Annotated in this window: 19 protein-coding genes; 5 read left to right on the forward strand and 14 right to left on the reverse strand. The window is 67.9% G+C overall.

Annotated elements, in window-relative coordinates:
• Positions 1-189: 189 nt before the first annotated feature.
• From ABT160_RS42760 to ABT160_RS42790, 7 genes are all read right to left on the reverse strand, one after another.
• Positions 190-642: a hypothetical protein gene (locus ABT160_RS42760; protein WP_351654557.1), complete on the reverse strand. Its 453-nt coding sequence runs from the start codon at positions 640-642 to the stop codon at positions 190-192.
• 156 nt (positions 643-798) lie between these two features.
• The gene (locus ABT160_RS42765; protein WP_351654559.1) at positions 799-1200 is read right to left on the reverse strand and encodes a hypothetical protein; all 402 of its coding nucleotides are present in this window, start codon (positions 1198-1200) and stop codon (positions 799-801) included.
• A 39-nt stretch (positions 1201-1239) separates the two neighbouring features.
• A complete protein-coding gene (locus ABT160_RS42770; protein WP_351654561.1) occupies positions 1240-1554 on the reverse strand; it encodes a hypothetical protein in 315 nt (104 codons plus the stop codon).
• Positions 1555-1573: 19 nt separating this feature from the next.
• Positions 1574-2056 (reverse strand): hypothetical protein, encoded by a 483-nt coding sequence (locus ABT160_RS42775; RefSeq protein ID WP_351654563.1) that lies wholly within the window; start codon positions 2054-2056, stop codon positions 1574-1576.
• A gap of 38 nt (positions 2057-2094) precedes the next feature.
• Positions 2095-2697 carry a LysR family transcriptional regulator gene (locus ABT160_RS42780; protein WP_351654565.1) on the reverse strand — a complete coding sequence of 201 codons (603 nt, stop codon included), beginning with the start codon at positions 2695-2697 and terminating at the stop codon, positions 2095-2097.
• A gap of 188 nt (positions 2698-2885) precedes the next feature.
• Entirely contained in the window at positions 2886-3425 is a 540-nt protein-coding gene (locus ABT160_RS42785; protein WP_351654566.1) for an OmpA family protein, read from the reverse strand.
• A 3-nt stretch (positions 3426-3428) separates the two neighbouring features.
• Positions 3429-3971 carry a hypothetical protein gene (locus ABT160_RS42790; protein WP_351654568.1) on the reverse strand — a complete coding sequence of 181 codons (543 nt, stop codon included), beginning with the start codon at positions 3969-3971 and terminating at the stop codon, positions 3429-3431.
• A 623-nt stretch (positions 3972-4594) separates the two neighbouring features.
• Between ABT160_RS42790 and ABT160_RS42795 the strand changes: the two genes are divergently transcribed.
• The 3 genes from ABT160_RS42795 (at position 4595) to ABT160_RS42805 (ending at position 9652) form a co-directional block, all read left to right on the forward strand.
• A complete protein-coding gene (locus ABT160_RS42795; RefSeq protein ID WP_351654570.1) occupies positions 4595-5428 on the forward strand; it encodes an aminoglycoside phosphotransferase in 834 nt (277 codons plus the stop codon).
• A 653-nt stretch (positions 5429-6081) separates the two neighbouring features.
• On the forward strand, positions 6082-8148 hold the full coding sequence (locus ABT160_RS42800) for a hypothetical protein (protein WP_351654571.1): 2067 nt from the start codon (positions 6082-6084) through the stop codon (positions 8146-8148).
• Between the two features lie 274 nt (positions 8149-8422).
• Positions 8423-9652 (forward strand): IS256 family transposase, encoded by a 1230-nt coding sequence (locus ABT160_RS42805; RefSeq protein WP_351654591.1) that lies wholly within the window; start codon positions 8423-8425, stop codon positions 9650-9652.
• 153 nt (positions 9653-9805) lie between these two features.
• Here ABT160_RS42805 and ABT160_RS42810 read toward each other — a convergent pair whose 3' ends face one another.
• The 3 genes from ABT160_RS42810 to ABT160_RS42820 form a co-directional block, all read right to left on the reverse strand.
• The gene (locus tag ABT160_RS42810) at positions 9806-11125 is read right to left on the reverse strand and encodes a UDP-glucose dehydrogenase family protein (protein WP_351654573.1); all 1320 of its coding nucleotides are present in this window, start codon (positions 11123-11125) and stop codon (positions 9806-9808) included.
• Positions 11126-11192: 67 nt separating this feature from the next.
• Positions 11193-11630, reverse strand: a complete 438-nt coding sequence (locus tag ABT160_RS42815) for an NUDIX domain-containing protein (protein ID WP_351654575.1) — start codon at positions 11628-11630, stop codon at positions 11193-11195.
• A gap of 28 nt (positions 11631-11658) precedes the next feature.
• Complete coding sequence (locus ABT160_RS42820; protein WP_351654577.1) at positions 11659-13425, reverse strand: asparagine synthetase B family protein; 1767 nt, start codon at positions 13423-13425, stop codon at positions 11659-11661.
• A 320-nt stretch (positions 13426-13745) separates the two neighbouring features.
• On the opposite strand from ABT160_RS42820, the gene ABT160_RS42825 reads away from it, so the two are divergent.
• Positions 13746-15137: an NsdA family TPR-like regulatory protein gene (locus ABT160_RS42825; protein ID WP_351654579.1), complete on the forward strand. Its 1392-nt coding sequence runs from the start codon at positions 13746-13748 to the stop codon at positions 15135-15137.
• Between the two features lie 80 nt (positions 15138-15217).
• Here ABT160_RS42825 and ABT160_RS42830 read toward each other — a convergent pair whose 3' ends face one another.
• The 3 genes from ABT160_RS42830 to ABT160_RS42840 form a co-directional block, all read right to left on the reverse strand.
• Positions 15218-15445: a hypothetical protein gene (locus ABT160_RS42830; RefSeq protein WP_351654581.1), complete on the reverse strand. Its 228-nt coding sequence runs from the start codon at positions 15443-15445 to the stop codon at positions 15218-15220.
• Positions 15446-15864: 419 nt separating this feature from the next.
• The gene (locus ABT160_RS42835; RefSeq protein ID WP_351654583.1) at positions 15865-16593 is read right to left on the reverse strand and encodes a DUF6193 family natural product biosynthesis protein; all 729 of its coding nucleotides are present in this window, start codon (positions 16591-16593) and stop codon (positions 15865-15867) included.
• A 377-nt stretch (positions 16594-16970) separates the two neighbouring features.
• Positions 16971-18128: a hypothetical protein gene (locus tag ABT160_RS42840; RefSeq protein ID WP_351654585.1), complete on the reverse strand. Its 1158-nt coding sequence runs from the start codon at positions 18126-18128 to the stop codon at positions 16971-16973.
• 948 nt (positions 18129-19076) lie between these two features.
• On the opposite strand from ABT160_RS42840, the gene ABT160_RS42845 reads away from it, so the two are divergent.
• Positions 19077-19556 (forward strand): hypothetical protein, encoded by a 480-nt coding sequence (locus ABT160_RS42845; protein WP_351654587.1) that lies wholly within the window; start codon positions 19077-19079, stop codon positions 19554-19556.
• Between the two features lie 127 nt (positions 19557-19683).
• On the opposite strand, the gene ABT160_RS42850 is transcribed toward ABT160_RS42845, so the two are convergent.
• Positions 19684-20499, reverse strand: a complete 816-nt coding sequence (locus ABT160_RS42850) for a PIN domain-containing protein (protein WP_351654589.1) — start codon at positions 20497-20499, stop codon at positions 19684-19686.
• Between the last annotated feature and the right edge of the window lie 228 nt (positions 20500-20727).

A 20727-nucleotide genomic window follows, 5' to 3' on the forward strand; every position in this document is an offset into this window, starting at 1 on the left:
AACGGTTCCAACTTCGGGCCACGACGAGGTACCGGCACATCGGCAGAAGCAGTCATACACAAACTAACGACGGATCTCCGGCGCAGGACACTAGCCCTGCGCCCCGGTCCGGACGGGATGCCCGATCCCCAGGCGCAGGGCGCCGCGGATGGGAGCGCGAAGGCCTCGTTTTGGCCAGGGGTTGCGCGGTCAGTTCTCTTCGGGATCGTCCGTAGTTGTCGGCTCCTTGGCGCTGGCGTCGACAACGTGCGCTGGGTGGTCTTCTTCAGGCGGCGCGGCCGCAATCGTGCTGGTCATCTGGGCGGGTTTGCGCCAGGCGTACGCACTGGCCAGCTGCATCGCGGCGAGCATAGCTCCGAAGGTGGTCCAGGCGAGATGTACCGCTTCCACTGCACTGAGGACTGCGATGGCCGCTAGCAGCAGGCCTGAGGCCAGTAGCAGCCTGCTGATGAACGGGCTTCGCCCCGTGCGCTGTACAAGTGAACGGCCGAGGAGTAGCGCTGCAAGCTGCCGTCCCTTCGTGTGGTGCTCTTCCGGTTCTCTTACCAGTGAGGCGCATAGGGCCACTCCCAGCAAGGCGAGGATGTGCAGGAACACGGCGAGTGCCAGCATTACGGCCAGGGCGTCGTTAGACTCGGGCAAGGCTCCCTCTTCTCTGTCGAGGCGTCGCGTGGTTGCGGCGCCCTGGTGACACTGGCGGAGTTGGGAGTTATGTAGGATCTCGCGATCCGTGGCAGAGGGCAGCGCTCTGACCAGCGGTTCCTGAGCTGTCTCAGCTCGCGTCCGCGTGCCTGTGTCTCAGTTTCTTGGCATTTCCTCGGGGCTCATCCGCTCTGACCACTCACGCTGGGTTGTGGCTCGCTCCAGGCGGTTGACAATCTCCTTCTCCACGGCCGCATCCAAGGTGTTCGGAAGCCGGTCGAGGGTGTCGGGAAGAACGTCGAGGAGACCCCAGATCTCTTCGCCGGTCGTGACGGTCAGAAGTAGCTGGCACCGCCACTGTGGCGACACTTCGGGACGGTGGCGGAGCTGGTGCACGATCGTGGGGCAGACGTAGTGCGTCGCCTCGGCGTCGAGGTGCTTCCGTAGCCAGTGGACTGGGAGCCGCTGGCTGAAGCCGAGTGTGGCGGCCTCTTGTTCGAGGTCGAGGAGTTGGTTGGTGTCGACCGCTCGGACGGTGCGGGGACGTGCTGAGACCATGGCCTGATGATGTCAAGAAGACGCGGCGGTGCCGAGCGGTCAGCGGGGCCGGGACGCGATCTGTTGGCGGGCAAGGACCCAGACCTCCTCGAACTCGGCGGAGGTCATGTGCTCGGGGTCGTGGCCCTCCCACTCTGAGACGGGCAGTTCGGCGGTGCTCCCGAATCCGCTCTCGTACTGTGCGAGGCGGCCTGCGTCACGAGCCTGCTGCCATTCATCGAGGGAGGCTGCTGCGATCGGGGCGAGGTCAGGCCCTTGGAGTTCGATCTGGCGGATTACCCAGCCCTCGGCGTCAACCTCGAAGTGGAACCAGATGTCCTCCTCGTCCCAGTGGCAGCGCATCCATGTGGTCACCCGTCCATGGTGGCGCGGATCACCGGAGCGCGGCGAGTTCACTGAAGGAGCGCGTAGGGGTGCCCAGGAACAGGTCGGCAGCTGCTGTGCCATATGCGATGTTGAGGGTGTCGAGCCGGTAGGTCCATTCGCCGCCATGGGTGCCCGTGAAGCGGTAGTTGACCTGCCAGCGGAGCCATTCACCGCGTGCGAGCCGGACTGCCGGCGGCCGCCGCCACCTGCGCGGCAGGCCGAACGGGGTCACGGCCGGCTGAACGCGCAGCTTGCCGCCGTCTTCGCGTAGAACCACGCCGATGTCCGCGACGGAGTCGGGCAGACCTTCCCGGGTGACGAATCGGGGCTGGAAGCCGTCGGCTTCGCGCAGGAGGACTTCATGGACGTAGGGGGGTGCCAGGAGAGGCAGGGGAAAGGCTGTCGGGGCCGCGTTCCGACGGGATGCTTCAGGCCCGCCCCGAGATCGTTTCGTCCAAGATGTACGCACCCACTGGATGACTGTGTCCACGGCGTTGATCCTTCAGCATCGACGCGGAGCTGACCACCCTATTCTGGCCGCTCGTCGTAGCCGGCCAGCCAAGCCTTCGTGGCTTTGACGACACGCTTTCCGAGCGGGGTCAGCTTCATGGGGTGGTCTCGCTCGGCTCGTTCGTGGAGCGGGCCGCCAAGGTCTCGTGCCAGTCGGCTGATTTGGAGACTCAGGGTGCTGCCGTTGATGCCCATGGCAGCTGCTGCTGCGCCGAGGGTGGGGTAGGTGGAGGCCATGGCGAACCTTCTGAGTCGTGCTTCGGCGGCAAGACCGTTGAGAGCCGGTCGCAGGATTCGGGGGGCCTGTCTGGCTGTGTCCCGGATGCGGAGGCTTTCGTTGTGGCTCGCGCCGCCGCGAGGACGCAGTGGGATGTTGTGCGTTCTGGCCCATTTGGCCACGTTTGAGGGGGACATGCCGGCCTCCGCTGCGACTTCGGGGAGGGTCTGGCAGCGCTTGACGTAGTGCTCGAGGAGCCATGCTCGGGTGAGTGGTTCGCAGTGGCGGGCGTTCTGCTGGAGGGACCTGCATTCCTTTGGTGTACGGATCGGGATTTCGTAGTCGTCCGCGATACCCCTGATCACGTCAGCGTTGACGCCGTAGCGCTCTCCGATGGCGCGCAAGGAGAGCTTCTGCTCGCAGTAGAGCTGTGGCCCGGGCTATTACCCGAGCCACCCATACGAGTGACGCTCCCCACCTGCAGGTCTCAGGACTCTGGCATTTCTGCCATCCTTCTGCCATCGGACCTGAGATTCTGCCAAGCAATCTGAGGCCCTACAAGTTAGCCCCGCAACTGCGTGGAGGGTGTGTTTTACCGGGTCGGGACGGTAATCGTGACGCGCCGGTTCCTCTGTCGCCCGCTTTCTTGGCGGTTGTCTGCGATGGGGTCGACTTCTCCCAGGCCGTTCGCAGTGAAGTGGGTGCGGCGCAGGGCTGTGTTCCTCTCGAGTAGCTCCTTCACCGCATTGGCACGGCTCTCAGATAGCTCCAGGCCGTGTTCTGCGCTGCCGAGGTTGTCAGTGTATCCACGTATCTCGACAGGCTTGGCGGGGTTGGCTCGGGCTATTTCTTGGGCGATTTCGTTAATCTTGTGCTGAGCCTGGGGTGAGATACGAGCGCTGTCCTTGGTGAAAAGGATGGAAGCCTGGAGGCTGAAGGTGGTCTCGGTTTTGCTCGAGGCGACTCGCTCAGTGCCGGTCAGGTTCTCCACGCGGGAGACCAGCTCGTAGGTACGACTCTGTACAGCCAGCACCGTCCGCGTGGCGGCGTTGCTGGCGCCCGCGCTGACCATGGTGAGGACGGCCGCTACGGCGAGAAGCGGGAGCCAGGCCGGTCGGCGTGTGGCGGCCACGCTTCAGACGCCTGGTATGGCGATGGTGACGACCTGCATGTTGCCCAGTTGCAGGTCTCCTTCGGTCACATCCTGGGGTGGGGCCTGGAACTGCACGTACAGGGGGCGTGTCTCCCCTGGCTCTATTGCGTCACCGAGCTTCTCACTGCACAGGCATTTACCGCTGGAGTCCAGGAGCGCCATGTACCGCTTCGAATTCTTCGAGTCGACAACAGAGGATCCGGCCAGGGTGTAGGGGTCGTTGCCGTTGCGCCAGTTGACGGGCAGGTAGCTTGCGGCGCCGGTATTTTTGGCGCCGGCCCAGACGGTCAGGACTCCGTCTTTTCGCTGCACTCGGTACACCTCACCGACGATTCCCTTGTCACCTCGGGTGGAGGCGATGGGTTTCTGTTCTGTGGGAGGTGTGACGGATGCGGAGGCCTCCGCTGTCGGGGCCGAGCTCGCCTCTACCTGATCGGTCGCGGATGTCGGCGCGGTGCCTGCCCGTTCGTGGCTGGCGTCGTTGGTACAGGCGGCGAGGGCCAGGACAGCAGTCAGGAAGAGCACTATGCCAAGGGGCGTGGCGGCTCGTCGGTAAGGGGGCACGTCGTCTCCTTCGTCCGGCTGTGGCTTTGTCCAGCGGGTAGGCAGTGGGTGTCGACGGCTGCGCCGGGGTCAGCTTGCTTTGCCGGATCGTAGGGCCGCGCGGTAGAGGGGCGCGTATTGTCGAAGGTTTCGTTCCAAGGGCATGAATGGCGTTCGCCTGCTGCGTTCCGCCAGACGGAATCACCCTGCTTCTGTGGTGCTGACGTCTGCACTTGCGACCGCACGCGTACGGCCCCGTCCAGTAGGACCTCCAAGTTCGCGTGGCACGTACGCGAGCACGGAAGGCAACCAGCATCCCTCATTCCTGGTCGTGCGGGGGCGGCCCGCCTGCAGAACGGGAACCGGCAGACCCCCGCCATGAGGGCTTCAGCCAGTCCCCCGGCGGCTTCAGCCAAGTCCCGGCACTCCTCGGGGGACATCGCGTACCGTCAAGGCATGAGCATGGCCGCCCCCACGCTGCGACGCCCCACCCCCGGACCCACGTCCAACCCGCCACCACGTGGCCCATCCACCGGTCCCCCGACCAGGCCCGACAAGAACCCGCCCTTCCCTCCCAGCAACCCCTCGCCGCCCACGCCGGACGAGTGAACGGCGACATGCGCGTGGAACGGATCCCGCTACCTGAACTTCCCGCACCAGTGCGGCAGGCCATCGCCGCCCGCATCGGCTGGGACTGCCGGCACGCAGAGGTGCAGAACGGCACCAGTTCCGCCCTCGCGACCTGGGTCTGGCCCACACAACACGGCACCACCGACACGCAGATGGTGTTCCTCAAAGGGCTTCCCCTGGACGAGGAAGGCATCACCGAGCTGCGCACCGAGATCGCCGTAGCCCCCTACCTGCCACCCACCGCACCCAGAATGCTGTGGCACGAGGAAGCCGGCGGCTGGCTGGTTGTCTGCTTCGAAGGCCTCAACGCCTCCGCCTGGACCTACTTCGGCTCCGACAGCGAACATCTCCCCCAAGTCGCCACAGTGCTCTCCGACTTGAGCGGCAGGGCCGCACCCGCAGTGGTCACCCGCACCGCATGGGAGAAGTGGGGCATCTACTGCGACCCGGCCGACCGACCCGTGCTGACCGGCGACCGGCTTGTCCACGCAGACCCTGCCGCGACGAACTTCATGACGGGCCGCGACGGCCGCACCTGGCTGATCGACTGGGCCTGGGCGATGCGCGGCCCGAACTGGCTCGACACCGCACTGTGGGGGTTCCGCCTCATCCTCGACGGCGAGCAAACACCCGAGCACGCGGCACGCTGGTGCGCGCGGATCCCCGCGTTCGCCGCGGCCCCGCGTAGATCTCTGACGCTCCTGACGCAGGCCGAGGCCCGATGGTGGGAAGCCTTGCAGGCCTACGGAACGCCGAACGTCGACGACAAGGTCACGGCGGCCCGGGAGTGGGCCGCGTACTGGGCCTAACCGATCGTTCCCTCATGCCGTTTGAGGTCGTCGGAGGCAGCCGGTGCTGCTGGCCACTTCGAGCAGGCATTGGTGGAGGTCAGCGCGCCGTTCGCAGCGGATGCGAAGTGGCTCGCCGACGGCACTCGCCTTGACGTCACCCAGCTCCTTCCGCTGCTGGCGGCCGTCCCGCCCATCTGTCAATGTCGCAGCCCCGGTCCGCGTGCAGGCGGCGGGGCGAGCCAAGGGAGCGTCCCCGCAGACCCCGTGACCGTCATCTCGTCGACGAGCGCCTGGCGTTCAGCGGTGGCCCCGGGGCGCCGGCACCCCGAACAAGCAACTGGACTGGAGCCGTCGCGGTAGACCGAAGGCCCGAGCACCGCGCCCCGGCTCGACAGGCGCCACGACTGCTGCACCTGCCCCATAGGTGGCTACCGGCCACACAAATGGCCGGTAGCCAGCTGAATGGCCCGGTGCGCGTCCGCCTAGTGTCCCCAGATGCGCAACACCACGTCCGGCACCGCAGAGCCCGTCGTCGGGCTCAGCCAGCCGCTGGACACGACGAAGGGGGCAGCGTGAACGGACACCAGCCGGGCCATAGCGCCGACGGACCAGAGCCGCAGAAGCAGCCGCCCCCACCCAGCGTGCCGCCCCAGCAACCAAGCCCGAACGGCATGCCACCCCTGCCTCTCGCTCCTCCGACCGTCCCCCCACCGCTGCCGCCCTATCCGCCCGCCGCGCCTCCGGCCGGCCCGGCGGGCAAGCGGCGCCTACTGGCGGCGCTGGCGCTGGGCGCCGCGGTCATCGTGGCCATCAGCGCGATCCTCTGGCCGGACAGCTCCGGCGCGGGCTCCGGTGGTGGGGGCGGTGAATCACGGGCGGCCGTCGCGGCGGCCAGAGGCACGGCGGCGGCCCGGGAGCTGGAAGCCATGCCGGGCGTGCACCTGTCGGCCGCCTACGGCCCCGGCGACTGGAAACCCCAGACCCTGGCCGAGCTGACCGTCACTTCCGACGGCATAGCCAGCGGAACCCTGCGGATGCCCGTCACCGGACAGGCCGCCGTCGCCTGGTCCGGCAACCAGCTGTACATCAAGGGCGACTACGACTTCTGGGCGCAGCAGGGCCCGCACTACGGCACCGACCTTTCCAGTGGCGGGCGTTGGGTGGCACCGGTCAAACAATCCGGGTATCACATGCTCGATGCGTTCGGCGTGAATGCGGGCTCGCTGACGCCGAAGGCGTTGGCTTCCATCGTGCGGGAGGTCACCGCTGATCCCACGATGGTCGCGGAGGACGCCGGGGCCTCGTACGGGCGCAAGGCCACCGCGTACATCGCGCAAGAGCGTACGGTCGTCATCGCCGACCAAGCCCCGCACACGGTGTTCGTCATCGGCTTCAACCCGGCCGATGCCAGCCCGGTCAAGACAGCCTCCTGGCGCACCACCATGGACAGCAGGCCCGCGTCCTCGGTGTACCGGCTGCCGACCGAGGACGGGGACGACAGGTTCTACAACCCGTACCTCGTGGCGAAGCCCACCCCGGCCCCGGACAAGGAGACCGCTGCTGCTCGCGCGGCCACCGACGAGGCCAAGGCCAACGCCAAGCCGCCGCTGACGTCCGCCGAGAAGGTCAAGGCATCCCAGGGCCCGAAGTTCAATACCACCTCCACTTCCGGCTACCTGTGCTCGACCGATCCGTGCTCATACGCGTTCACCGTCACGAACAACGGAGACCAGCCCGGCGAGGCCGTCCTGCACCTGACGTTCCCCGGCATCAGCGAGCTCGTCCACCCGCTCGGAACCCTTGCACCCGGACAGTCCAAGCAGGTCAGCGGATCCCGACCCAACATCGCCAAGGGCACCGGGCGCACCATCCGGCACACCGACTACTCATGGGTATTCTCCACCGCCGTGTACGGGCCCGACCCGGACGTGGGCCGGCGGCTGCACGCACGGGCGCTGGAACCCGATGACGTGTTCGTCGCCACACCGCTGATGCCCTCCGTCGCGAACATCCTCGACAAGATGACGAAGGACCTGCCGGCCGACGACACGGCCGCCATCCAGAAAGCCGTCAAGGTCCTGCAGGACGCGAACATGCGCGGGCAGATCCCCACCCTCATGGCCATCGCCGCCTCCGGCCGTCTGCAGAACTACGGAGACCTCGCCGACGCTCTCGCCGGCACCAACGCCGTCGCCGGCGGCGCCCGCGTACTGGAGCAGGTCGCGCACCTGCTGAAGACCGACCCCGAAGCCCGCGTCTGGTACGACGGCGGCTACAAGGCTGGCGACGGCAAGACCTACAAGACCGACTACATCTTCACCAGCACCCGCGACGGACAGGAACTCAAGCGCGCCGTCCAGGTCAAGACCATCACGTCCTGGAAGAAGCTCTGGGCGCGGATGGGGGAGGCTGTTGAGCAGCTCAACGGCGAGCACAACCTGGGCAAGACCCAGGGCAAGCGAGGCCGCGAGCAGGCCCCGCCCGGCTTCGAACGCGTCGTGCAGATCAACCTCGAACCGAACGTCGGGGACGGCTACTACTACACCAAGGCTGACCTGGAGCGCGTCCTGAGGCACAAGCAGTTCGCGCAGGCTCGAACGAAGTTCTGCAAGAAAGACGGCAGCATCGGCCTCGACTGCCTCGTCATCGCCAACGCCACCGGCACCTACGAATGGACCGACTTCAAGAGCCTCAACGTCAACTGCCCGGGTTCTTCTACCTCGCCCTCGACCCCGTAGAACGCTCCTGTTGAGCTGTGGGGCATCTACTGCGACCCGGCCGACCGGCTGGCGCTGACCGGCGACCGGTTCGTCCACGCAGATCCCGCACATCGTCAGATCAGCCCTGGTTCCCCCAGGACCCGTCCACGCTGAAGATCACCTTCTCAAACAGGCCCTGGTCGACGGCTGTGGGACTGTAAAAGGAACGGTGTAACTCCGATCATGGAGGATTGCACCTGTGACCAGCGAGAACATAGCCACGTCGGCCGAGGCGGAGACCGCGCCCGCGGGCGTGGATGACCGGTTTCTGAACGAGCTCGTGGCTCGGGCCCAAGCCGAGGGATTGCAGCTGACGGGCGAGGGCGGTCTGCTCCAGCAGCTGACGAAGCGGCTGCTGGAGTCTGCTCTCGAGGGCGAGATGACGGACCATCTCGGCTATGACCGGCACGATCCCGCGGGCAAGAACGGCGGCAACTCAAGGAACGGGAAACGCTCCAAGACGGTCGTCACCGACGTCGGTCCGGTCGAGATCGACGTGCCCCGGGACCGCGAGGGAGCCTTCGAGCCGCAGATCGTCAAGAAGCGGCAGCGCCGGCTGACCGGTGTCGACGAGATGGTGCTGTCGCTCTCCGCGAAGGGTCTGACCCACGGCGAGATCTCAGCCCATCTGGCCGAGGTCTACGGAGCCGAGGTCTCCAAGCAGACCATCTCGACCATCACGGATTCGGTGATAGAGGGCATGGCCGAATGGCAGGCCCGCCCGCTCGACCGCGTCTACCCGGTTGTCTTCATCGACTGCATCAACGTGAAGATCCGCGACGGCCAGGTGGCCAACCGTCCGATCTATATGGCGTTGGCGGTCACGGCGGAGGGCCACCGGGACATCCTCGGATTGTGGGCCGGCGGCGAGGGAGGCGAGGGCGCCAAGCACTGGCTGCGGGTCCTGAGCGAGCTGAAGAACCGCGGCGTCGAGGACGTCTTGATGCTGGTCTGCGACGGATTGAAGGGCCTGCCCGACGCAGTCGGTGAAGTCTGGCCCCAGACCGTCGTCCAGACCTGCGTCGTTCACCTGCTGCGGGCGTCGTTCCGCTATGCCGGCCGCCAGGACTGGGACAAGATCGCGAAATCATTGAAGCCGGTCTATACCGCACCGACGGAGGACGCGGCCACCAGCCGGTTCCTCGAGTTCTGCGAGGAATGGGGCCAGAAGTACCCGGCGATCGTGCGGTTGTGGGAGAACGCGTGGGCCGAGTTCGTCCCGTTCCTGCAGTTCGACGCCGAGATCCGCCGGATCGTCTGCACGACCAACGCGATCGAGTCCGTCAACGCGAGGATCCGCCGGGCGGTCCGGGCCCGCGGCCACTTCCCCTCGGAGAACGCGGCTCTGAAGTGCGTCTACCTCGCGGTGATGTCCCTCGACCCCACGGGCGCCGGCCGCAAACGCTGGACCACCCGCTGGAAGCGAGCCCTCCAGGCCTTCGACATCGCCTTCGACGGACGCCTCACCAACAACCGAATCTGAGCCTACAAACCAACCCAGTTACACCGAAAACTTTACAGACCCACGGCTGTTGGTGGAGGGACCAAAGTGCGCGCGTGTGTCGCCAGCTTCTGATCGTGAAATGTGGGAGGGACCGGCTCGTCAGAGCCGGTCCCTCCCGTATGGGGGCGCTGATCAGGCGCGGCCGAGAGTGCGTAGCACCCAGCCTGCGCTGCGCCACCGGTTGGCATCGAGGGTTCCGCGGGCGTCGATGACCTTGGGGCTTTTGGTACGGGTGGCAAGCAGCTTGGGGTCGATGCGGGTGAAGTGGTCCCACTCGGTGAGGTGGAGCAGCAGCTCGGCGTCCTGGGCAGCGGTGACGGGGTCTGCGGCATAGTCGAGTTCGGGGTGGAGCTTGCGGGCGTTGTCGAGGGCCTTGGGGTCGGTGACGGTGACGGATGCGCCGAGGTCGTGGAGGGCCTGGGCGACGGCGAGAGCGGGTGAGTCGCGGATGTCGTCGGTCTCGGGCTTGAAGGCGGCGCCCCAGACAGTGATCCGTTTGCCGCGCAGGTCGGGGCCGAGTTCCTCACGGGTGAGGTCGACCACGCGCTGGCGGCGGCGGGTGTTGACGGTCCTGGCTTCACGGAGCATGCCGACGGCGTCGCTGGCCTCGAGCTCGTCGGCGCGGGTGATGAAGCCGGCGAGGTCCTTGGGCAGGCAGCCGCCGCCGAAGCCGAGGCCAGGACGCATGCCACGGTGTCCGATGCGGATGTCGTGTCCGAGGATGTCGGTGAGCGCGGCGACGTCGGCGCCGGACTTCTCGCAGACCTCGGCCATCGCGTTGATGAAGGAGATCTTGGTGGCGAGGAAGGAGTTCGCGGCGCCCTTGGCGAGCTCGGCGGTGGCCCAGTCGGTGACGATCGTGGGCACTCCGGCGTCGATCAGCTTGGCGAACGCCTGGCGCAGCCGGGCTTCGGCCCAGGAGTGCGTGGTGGCGAAGCCCAGGACGAGCCGGTCGGGGCGCAGGGTGTCCTCCACGGCGAAGGACTCGCGCAGGAACTCCGGGTTCCAGGCGAGTTCGATCAGGTCGCCGGCGGGTGCGTGCCGGGTGAGGAGTTCGGCGATGCGGGGGGCGGTGCCGACGGGGACGGTGGACTTGACCGCGATGACGGCCGGGCCGGTCAGGTAGGGGGCGAGCTGGCGGGTGGCGTTCAGGAGGTGGGTGAGGTCGTAGGCGTCGCCGGCTGCCTGGGGTGGGGTGCCGACGCCGATGAAGTGCAGGTCGGCGAAGGCGGCGGCCTCGGCGTAGGAGGCGGTGAACCGCAGGGTTGCGTTCGCGGTGTGCTTGGCGAGGAGGTCGTCGAGGTTGCGTTCGAAGAACGGGGCCTGGCCGCCGGCTAGGGTGTTGACCTTGTCGATGTCGCAGTCCATGCCGAGGACTTCGTGGCCGAGTTCGGCCATGCAGGCGGCGTGGGTGGTGCCGAGGTAGCCGCAGCCGATGACGGTCATTTTCATGGGCGGGGTCGTCCCTTTCGGTAGGGACCGCCCTGGTGGCCCCTACCCTCTCGCCTCTTCAGGCGGGTCAGGACTGTCGGGCGGCCGGGTAGCGGTTGATGCCGGCCCGGATGAACGGGGGGATCGTGAGGATGTCGAGGTGTTCGGGGGCGAAGAACTGGAGCTTGACTCCCTCGCTGAGCGGCAGGGTCCTCTCGTCGCCGTCCCAGCGGGTGGAGTAGAAGGTGATGATCTGGCCCGAGCCGTGATGGTCGGTGATCTCGCCCCGTTCGATCAGGTGCAGGCCGGTGAGTCCGGCTTCTTCTTCGAGCTCGCGGACGATCGCGGTGGCCGGGCTCTCGCCGGGGTCGCAGCCGCCTCCCAGAAGGCTCCAGTGCGCGGGCCAGGCGATGGCCGGCAGGTCGTCGCGCAGGTGGAGCAGGAGCTCGCCGCGACGGTTGCTGATGATCGCGACGGCTCCGCGGGCGGGGCCCGGCTCCGGGAGTGCGGGGGTGTCGGAGTGCATCCCGCCACGTTAGTGCGGCAGTTGGGTCTCATGCGGCAGCCTGGAGGATGCGGTCAGAAAACCAGGCGGCTGCCATGACGGCCTGCATGCGGGTGCGGTCGAAGTGGTTCCCGCGGTGCAGGCCGCCCTCGAGGAGGGGCCGGAACCCGGTCGGCGCGCTGGTCAGGGCGGTGGTGATCTGATCATCGGCCCAGCGGGCGAGATGGCCGTTGAGCCAGGTGGGGACGGGGGAGGCGAAGCCGAGTTTGTCGCCGCTGTCCCACACCTCGCGGGGCAGGCCGAGGGCTTTGGCGGCGTCGCGCAGGATGCGTTTGCCGCGGGCGGGGTGGCAGATCTTGTGCTCGCGGGGCAGCCGGTAGGACAGTTCGACCAGGTCCCGGGCCAGGTAAGGGGACCGGCGTTCGAGGGCGTAGGCGGAGGCGAGCTTGTCGCTGGTCATCACCAGCGGCCGCCAGGACGTGGCCAGGTCCGCCAGGGTCAGGCCACGGGCGGTGTCTGCGCCCGCGCGGGCCATCGCGTCGGCGACCAGGCTACGGATGCGCCCGTCGGGGTCGGCGCCGCGCAGGATCAGCCGGGTGGCGGCCTCGGCCGCGTCCAGCGGCTCCTCGGTGGTGTGCAGGAGCTTGGCGGCCAGCGGCCGGTAGGCATCCAGCCCCGCGTCCAGGACAGCGTCCGCACCGAACAGGACGAGGGCCTGACGGACGTAGCCCATCAGGAACTCGTCCGGGCCCAGCCCGCCGATCACGACCCGCAGTCCGAGGTCGGAGACCTTCCGGTAGGCCATGTGCTCGGAGAACGTGGACGCGTTGCCCATCGGATAGTCCAGGGCCCGCATCATGTGCGGCAGCGCGGTGGTGAAATCGACGTGGTCCGGCTCGACGACGACGAGCTCGGCTCCGACGTCGCGGGCGATGACCCTCGCGGCCGCCGATTCGTCCAGACGGTCCTGGCCCCGGTAGCGGACCGTTACGCAGACCGGGGGCCGCATCAGGTAGGCCAGCACGGCTGAGTCCAGGCCACCCGAGAGGAGAAGAGCGAAGTCACAGGCCGGCGCCCGCAGCGGGATCTGCTGGGCCAGGAGCGTAGAGAAGGCCGCCAGGGCCTCGGGATAGGTCCCGGTGAAGGGGACCCGGTCCTCCAGGCGCCACCAGGTCATCTGCTCGACGGAACAGGTAGTGACGTCGAAGGACAGCAGCGTCGCCGGGGCCAGCAGCTGGATACCCTGGAACGGAGTGTCGACCCCGGTCGGGGCCTCGATGGCGATGACCTCCGGGCGTAAGACCAGCGGGGCCGGACCGTAGGCGGTCAGCGCGGTCACCTCCGAGGCGAACGCGAGCCGGGCGCCGTCCAGACGCCAGTAGAGCGGCTTCTCCCCGAGACGGTCCCGGGCCAGGTACAGCTTCGCGCTCCGGGGGTCGTAGACGGCCAGCGCGAACATGCCGTCCAGACCGTCCAGGCAGGACGGGCCGATCTTCACCCACGCCCGCAGCACGACATGCGCGTCCGTCTCGCCGGCGGCCAGCGAGATGCCCCAGGCGGCGGCCTGCTGACGGTAGTTGTAGATCTCCCCGTTGAAGGCCAGCAGGACACCGCTGCCCCGGTCACGGTAGGGGCCGGGCATCGCCCGCGCATCCACGATCAGCAACGTGTTCATGGCGAGCACCGCCCGCCCGTCCTGAGCGGCGAGATGCAGCGAGCCGTCCGGGCCGCGGTGGTGCTGCAGGTCTCCCATCGCGGCGACGGTCTTCTGCTGCCGGAGCGCGTCGCCTCCGGCCAGCCCTGCGATTCCGCACATCTGGTTCACCCCCGAGCGTGAAGTCGTGGTGCCGGGCGCGGGCCGGCGCTCAGAGGCCCTTCCTGGCGTCCCGGCGCTGGCCCGTGCCCTCATCACACCCGCCGGGGAAGGCACGGGGCAGGGCTCGCAGGGGGGCTCACAACTCGCGAACCCGGTTCACCCCGGTCCGCTGGGCAATACCCTCGGTGTCCCGTGGCGAAGGACAGCAGTCGTTCCCGACCCGGCCGGAGCCCGAGCGGCAGCCTGCGCACGCGGCCCCGTGGCGTTTCCTCGCCGGACGCCCACAAGCGATGGCGGCCTGGTGGAAGAAGGGGATTGCGGTGGCATCGACCAACCGTCGGAAACGTCCGCCCAACGCAAACCTGGAAGGGCTCATCGAGACCAGCGGCGCGAGCCACAAGTCCCTGGCCCTGCGCGTGAACCAGCTCGCCCAGCAGACAGGCCTGGCCACGGACTACTCCCACACCTCCGTCGCGAACTGGACCAGGCGAGGCATGATCCCCAAGTGGCCCGTCCCCGCCCTCCTGGCCCGCGCGATCGGCGAACGGCTCGGCCGACCCGTGTCCCTGCCCGAGATCGGTATGGGCGAGGCGCAGACACCGGACGCCGACGTGGGGTTGGATTTCCCGAGAGACCGCGGCGACGCGGTCGAAGTGGCCACCTCGTTCTGGAGTTTCGTGAACCGCCGCGACTTCCTGACCGGATCCGGCTTCGCCGTGTCCGCGTTCACCACCCCCGTGACCCGCTGGCTCGTCACCCCCGCCGACGCCGCCGCCACCATGTCCGGCGGCAAGCAAGTCGGCCGCGCCGACCTCGAAGAACTCCGCGACGCCGCCGATGAGGCCCGCCGCTGGGACTCCAAATACGGCGGCGGGAGCTGGAAAGCCAACTCCGTCACCACCTGCCTGCAAGAACGCGCCGCGCCGCTGCTGCGAGGCACCTTCACCGATGCGGTCGGCCGCGACCTGTTCTCCGTCACCGCCGAACTCTCCCGGCTCGCCGGCTGGACCGCGTTCGACGTCGGCCAGCACGACGTCGCCCAGAGGCACTTCATCCAGGCCCTCCGCCTGGCCCGGGCAGGCGGCGACATCCAGCTCGGCTGCTACGTCCTGACGACCATGGCCATGCAGTCCCTGCTGCGAGGCTTCGCCTCCGAGGCCGTCGACATGGCCCAGGGCGCCTTCGAACGGTCCAAGGACCAAGCAGCCCCGCGTGTACTGGCGTTCACGAAACTGATCGAAGCCCGAGCCCACGCCCGGGAAAGCGACCCCAGGGCCGCCTCCCGGGCCCTGGCCGCCTCCGAGAACCTCCTGGGCCGGGCGGACGCCACCAGCGGCTACGAGCCCGCGTGGATCGACTTCTACCACCACGCCCGCCTCTCAGCCGACGCCGCCGAAGTCTTCCGGGACCTGAAGAACCCCAAGGCAGCCCTGGCCTGGAACCAGCAGGCCGCCGCCATGCCCACCGGAGTGTTCACCCGCTCCGTCGGCATGCGACTCGCGATCGTAGGGACCGCCCACCTCCAGGCCCGCGACCTTGACCACGGACTCGACCTGGGCAACCGCTCCGTCAGCATCCTCGCCCGCGTCCAGTCCAGCCGGGCCAAAGACTACGTCGCCGAGTTCAACACCGCCCTCGCCCCCTGGCGACACGAAGCAACCGTCCGGGCATTCATCCACCGCACCCGCACCGAACTCGGAATCGCCACCTGAGACGGCATCCCCCACGCTCAAGGCCCCCCGCGGACAGCTTCCGTCGGCGAACCCCGCCTGGGGCGTGCGGGCACACGGGCTCAATCGAGCGTCCCCATCCACGCCACCAGGCCGTCACGGTAACGGTCCTGGGAGACGCGCGCCGACGCACGCAGCTGGGCCATGCCGGGCGCGTACGCGTCGATCGCATCCCGCATCCAGTCGGGCAGGACCTCGGCAAGCTGCTCCTTCGTCCGTCCCGACGTGCCGGCCGGGCCCCGGACTTGGGCGCTGAGCACCAAAGTGCGCAGCTCGCCCTCGCTGATCACGGTCGTGACCTGCGTCGGGAAGTCCTCGCCTATCAGCCCGGCGTCCTCAGCAAGGTCGGCCAGCTCACGGACCCGGAGCGGAACCTGCGGCGGGACCTGTCCCCAGTCGTGATCACAGAGGCCCAGCAGGCGGACGCCGTCCTGCCCGCCGAAGTACGCGTACAGCCGGGCCTACGAGCCCAACGATGGGGTTCAACCAGTGCGCTGGACATATGGTGCGCCGCCGCTCGCGGCGGTGCCATCTGCTACGCGGAGTGGCGAAAGTCGCTTCGCAGATCCGAGGCCCTGATCTGTGCCTGGTCGGTGCCGCGCGCACCTGGAGGTGGCGGCGAGCCGACCGGAGAAAAGCCCTGCTGACCCGCGTCGCAACGCCTTGGCGGGGCATGGACAACTGTTCTGGAAGAAGGCCGGGGGGAGCTTCAGACGTTGTCTTCTGCGGTCCCCGCGACGGCGGGGCCAAGGTCGGCGGGCAGGTGAGACACGGCGGACGTGACCGCTTGATGCGCCGTATCGGGTTCGGCGACGGATGCACCGTGCAGACCCGTCATCACGCGGTACGGGTTGTCACGGTCCGCAGGCGCGATGGCCACCACGACGCGAAACGGGTATCCGGTACAGGAGCTGAAGCCGAGGGTCCAGTGACTAGAGAACACGTACAGCTGTCGTAGCAGCGGTTCGTCGTGAGCTGCTTCCACCAGCGCGCCGAACGCCGGAAACTCCGGGGCCCCAGCCGCCTTCTCCCGCATCGAGCGCCACTGCAGGTCCACGACCGCCGCCGGGCCGCGCTCGTGCGCCTCGCCTCGCTCGCTGGGCACCAGGAACGGCAGTTCGGCCTGCATTCGCCGAAGACACCTGCCCTCGCTCCAGGCCACGCCCGCCCGGGCGATGTCGGCCAGGTCCGGCGTAGCGCCGCTCAGGAGTGCGATTCCCTGGCCCCAGCCGGACACACTGAAACGGCGGACGTCGTCGGCGATGTTGACCGCCAGCGGCCCGCGCCCGGGTACCATCGAGGCGATGGCCGCATGATCGGGATAAGTGCCGGGGCGAGCGTGCAAGGTCAGATCCAGACCGAGACCGGAAGCTACCGTCTCCAGCGCCGCCGCCAGCCCGCCCGCTGTCTCCAGGTCCGGATAGAGTTCAGGGTTCATCTCTACAGTCTGCCTTGCCACGCTCTGGCCTCCGCATATGGGCCTTACGCACGGCAGCGGCCTACACGACTCGGCTGAGATGTGAGGCCTCGTAGCTGTGGGCGTGGGGGCAGGAGAGCCGGGTTTGCCCCTACGCGTCGGCCGTGAGCAGCTGAATGCCCCGGGGTGCAGGAGCGGTCAGCAGCACCGCGCGGAGCCTGACGATCTGCGGTTGTACGTTGTGCCTGCTGCTTGCGAGGAGGTCCGCCGCTTTCACAGGGGAACAGCGCAGGTGAGGGGCGATCGTCGGTGCGGACCACCCGCGAGCACGTCGACGGGCTGGGGTGGGCGCGCGGCTGCGGAGCTCGCCTGGGCTTGCGGTGGCCTGCGCGGAGAGTTCAGGGCTTGGCCCGAGGAGCACCACCACCGGGTAGCTGATTGGGGGGAAGCGGCCGCTGGTTGCTGCGTTGCCGGGCAGAGGGAGCGCCTTGCGTGGCAGAGCCGGCTGTCTTGGCTGCCGTGAGTGTGGTGCGCAGGCTGACGGAGAGCTCACCGAAGGCCTGGGCCAGCTCGGCCAGGCTGCGTGCGTCAAGTGCTGAGTGCGAGGGTGGGGGGTCCAGGTCGAGGGCTGCGAGGGATTCGTTCAGCTGGTGCAGCATGCGCACCCGAGCAGCTGCTGCTTCCACGATTCGTGTTCGGTCTGCGTTGGGCCCGCGGGGCGGTCCTGTCCACTCCTCCAGGGCTGCGGCGCGGGTGGCCAGCGTCGTGGCGGTGGCCAGGTGGCCTTGCTCGGTCAGCTCGCGAAGGCGCCGTATACCGGCTTCGGGGTCTTCGCGGCTGCTGTTGGGAATCAGCGCGGCTACCGGACTGAGGAGGGGCTGTGCGCGACAGATGGTGGCGTGGACCTGCGCGGTCTGCTGGGCGGTGACGTCCATCCAGTCGTACTCCTCGTTTCCGCTTACACGGGCTGTGAGGAGCTCCAGTACTTCTTGGGAGAGTGTGGCTGCCTCGGAAAGCTCCGGGCCGCAGGCGGCGAGGTCATTCCAGTCTCTGATGAGGTGCTGGTCGGGGGCGTTGTCGTAGGGCACGAGGAGATCTGCGCGGGCGTGGGCACCGCAGATTCTCTGGGCCTGGTATCGGATCTCGTCACACGCGCGTTGAGTGAGGCCTGTCAGCGCGCTCACCGCGGCCAGCACGTGAGCGTCAGGCCAGACCTGGCTGTCGGCGGCGATCAGCACGCCCCAGGCTCGGCCCGCTTGTTGTGCAGAGTCGATGGAGATCGGTTGAGGGCCAGCGGGCATCTGCCGGATGATCCAGTGGGCTTGAGCTTGGGTCAGGGTCCTTTCCTGCTCCTGGTCACCGGTGTTCATGAGGTCGTTCGCTTGGGCCTGGAATCGTGCTATTTCAAGGAGTCGTCCAGGGGCTGTGGGGCCGTCAGGGAGATCGATGGCCTGTCGGGTCGTTGTCCGGTCGCTTGTGAACCACTCGATGGCCACACGGACCATGTTCCATGCAAGGTCGGCGTCCTCGTCGCCGCCGCGCTGCTCACTGCCCACGGCGGACTCCGTTCGAGGCTTGAAGAAGGCAGGCCCGCCGGGACTCCTTTGTGCGACCTTGCCGGTGTCGAGCTCCTCGATGATCCGCTGTAGCCAGCGCGGCCGGGCGCCTCTTGCGGCCTGGTCCAGTGGCGGCGCTGGAGCGCGACGGGAAGGTCGGCGTGTACGCGGCTGTGGACGTCACGTTCATCTTGGGAGGCTGGGCAGAGGCGGTCGTGCTCGGTGGCCCTGACACGAGCCGCGCCGAGCCCTACTCGACGACGTGCGCGGGCGCTGAGGCGTCGGTGCCGGCCGCTGCGATGCCGTGCGGAAGCGGGCGCAGTGCTCGGCGACGTCCCTCCAGGCCGGGCCGCGGCTGCACCAGGTCGGGTTCGCGAACATCGCCTGGCTGACGTCAAACCGTCCGGGTCGCTCGATGCCCTTGCCGGTGAGCAGTCGGCCCGGGAAGCCAGAGACCACGGATGCGGTGGGCACGGGTTGCTGGCTCTCGACCTTCAGCACGTCCGCGTGCGAGCCGCGAGCAACCCGTGTGTGTGCCGACTCTGCCATGGCATCTCCGTTCAGGTGAGATCTGCCGCCTGTAGGAAGCCTGCACTACGATCCTGGGCACAAAGGCCCAGTCCCAAGTGCTGTCCCGCAGGGTGAACTCGGCAGGCACGAGAACCTTCCTGCGCGTTCCTCCCAGCGGGAAGGACCTCTTAATCACGATTCTGCTTACAGACACGCTTCGGCCCATGAGATCCACCTGCATGCCCGCCAGGCCGGGCCGTTCGCCCATCCCCCCGGGGCGCTCGGCCACCCCCGTCTGCTTCCCCACCCCACCGCAAGCAGACGGGGGCTTCGCCCTCCCCCTCATACCGGTGCAGCGGCTGACGCCACCGCCTTCACTCTCGGGCAGCACGGGAGAAACCGGATGCGTTGGCTGCGTCTTGGGGCTAGAACTACCTAATGACACGCTTTTACTGTGCCGAATGCGGTGGTGCGCTGACAGACCCGCTCACACCGCTGTCGGCCGTGCCGGTACCGCCGCCGTACGAGGAGCGGGATCAAACATCACGGAGGCCGCCCGCGACGATGCCCCGGGGGCACTACGCCATCGAACCCGAGCCGTGGGGTGCACCGTATGTCCCCTACGAGGACGATGAGGACGGCCGTGCACAACGCCGCGCGGGCTGGATGGCCGATGAGCGAGGGTCGCTGAAGTCCGCGGGGCCGCGCAACAACATCGTCCTCCATCCCGAGGACGCGCCCGGACTGGAGATGCTGCCGGACACGAGCATGGGATGCTGCGGTCCTGCGGGCGACAGGGGCCTCAACCGTGCGTGCCCGTGCGGGAAACCGGTCGCCACCTTGGCGGCCGACTGCTGCACGGTCTACGAACTGCACCTTGACGCCAACTCCGTCCGCGCGCAGGACACGGTCAGCTGAAGCGGTGGGCCTCGACATACGATCATCGCCCGAGTTGCCGCCTCGGCCCGTCACCTCTCTCGGGGAGCGGCCTCCGTCGTGTCCGTGGGTGCCCTGCGTACGGCACGGGGGCGCAGTGTCTGCCGCGTCAGGAGGGGTCCGTGTCGGCTGACGGTGCCTTGCGGTGCTGCGGCTCGGGAATACGGATCGGTGTCAGGCCCATGCTGCGTGCCCGTAGATGGAGGCCGAAGTCGTTGCTCAGCACGCGTGTTGGGACGCCCAGTAGGTCAAGTTCCGCGGCACACAGTAGGATTTCCATGTCCGGGTCCCCACGGCGGTGTCCGGGAGGATCCAGGCGGACTTCGAGCGTGGCGTCGGGCCGTACCTGCGCAGGCGCGTCTGAGAGGGTGCCGTCAAGGGTCTTTTCCAGGTAGCGGATCGCCTTACTGGCCTTGGCGCTCAGGGCGTTACTGCCGCCCTTTTGCAGATCCAGTTCGTCGATCACGACGAGTGGGATAACAAGGCGAGCAACCCGCCCGTGGAAGTCCTGTTCGCGCAGGATGTCTGCCCACTTCACCTCATCCGGCCTCGGCCAGTGGTTGAGGGCATTGGTGTCGTACACAATCGCCATCCCAGGCCGTTCTGCATAGCACCGAAGGGCAGCCAGGTCTGCCTGCGCCTGAACCATGGCGTGAATCTGCCGCTGCACTTCGCGGACCAAGGTCCCGTGCAGCAGCGGGGAGTTGCCGTCGGCGACCAAGTGCCAGTAGTGACCGTTGTAGAGGTTGCCTGCGAGGTCCGGCTCCGCCAGCGTCTCGGACAGTTGCCGGTCCGTGGCCGTGACGACCTCCAGGTACCGCTCCCACAGGCGGTTCTGGTCACTGTAGAGGTTGTTCCACCTCATCAGCGCGGTCGCGAGGACCTCCTCGGCACGGTCCAGGGTGCATCCTGGTCTCAGTCTCATGGAGATGATCCTGGCAGGGCCACCCTCGCGTGGTGGTCTCAATACCCTCATCGCCCAGACGTTGACGGGTGCGGCTGGTCCGGCCTGGTCGACATCTGACGTACAGGCGCACCCTGTTGGGCTGCGGGCCGGACCTTAGACGTCATTTCATTTGGTGATGCGGCGGTAGCAGATGAGGGTGCTGGCGATGCCGGCGAAGGCGAGGAAGTGTTCGGGCTTGCGTTCGTA

This window comes from Streptomyces sp. NPDC001941, assembly GCF_040296945.1.
In the GTDB taxonomy this organism is placed as follows: domain Bacteria; phylum Actinomycetota; class Actinomycetes; order Streptomycetales; family Streptomycetaceae; genus Streptomyces.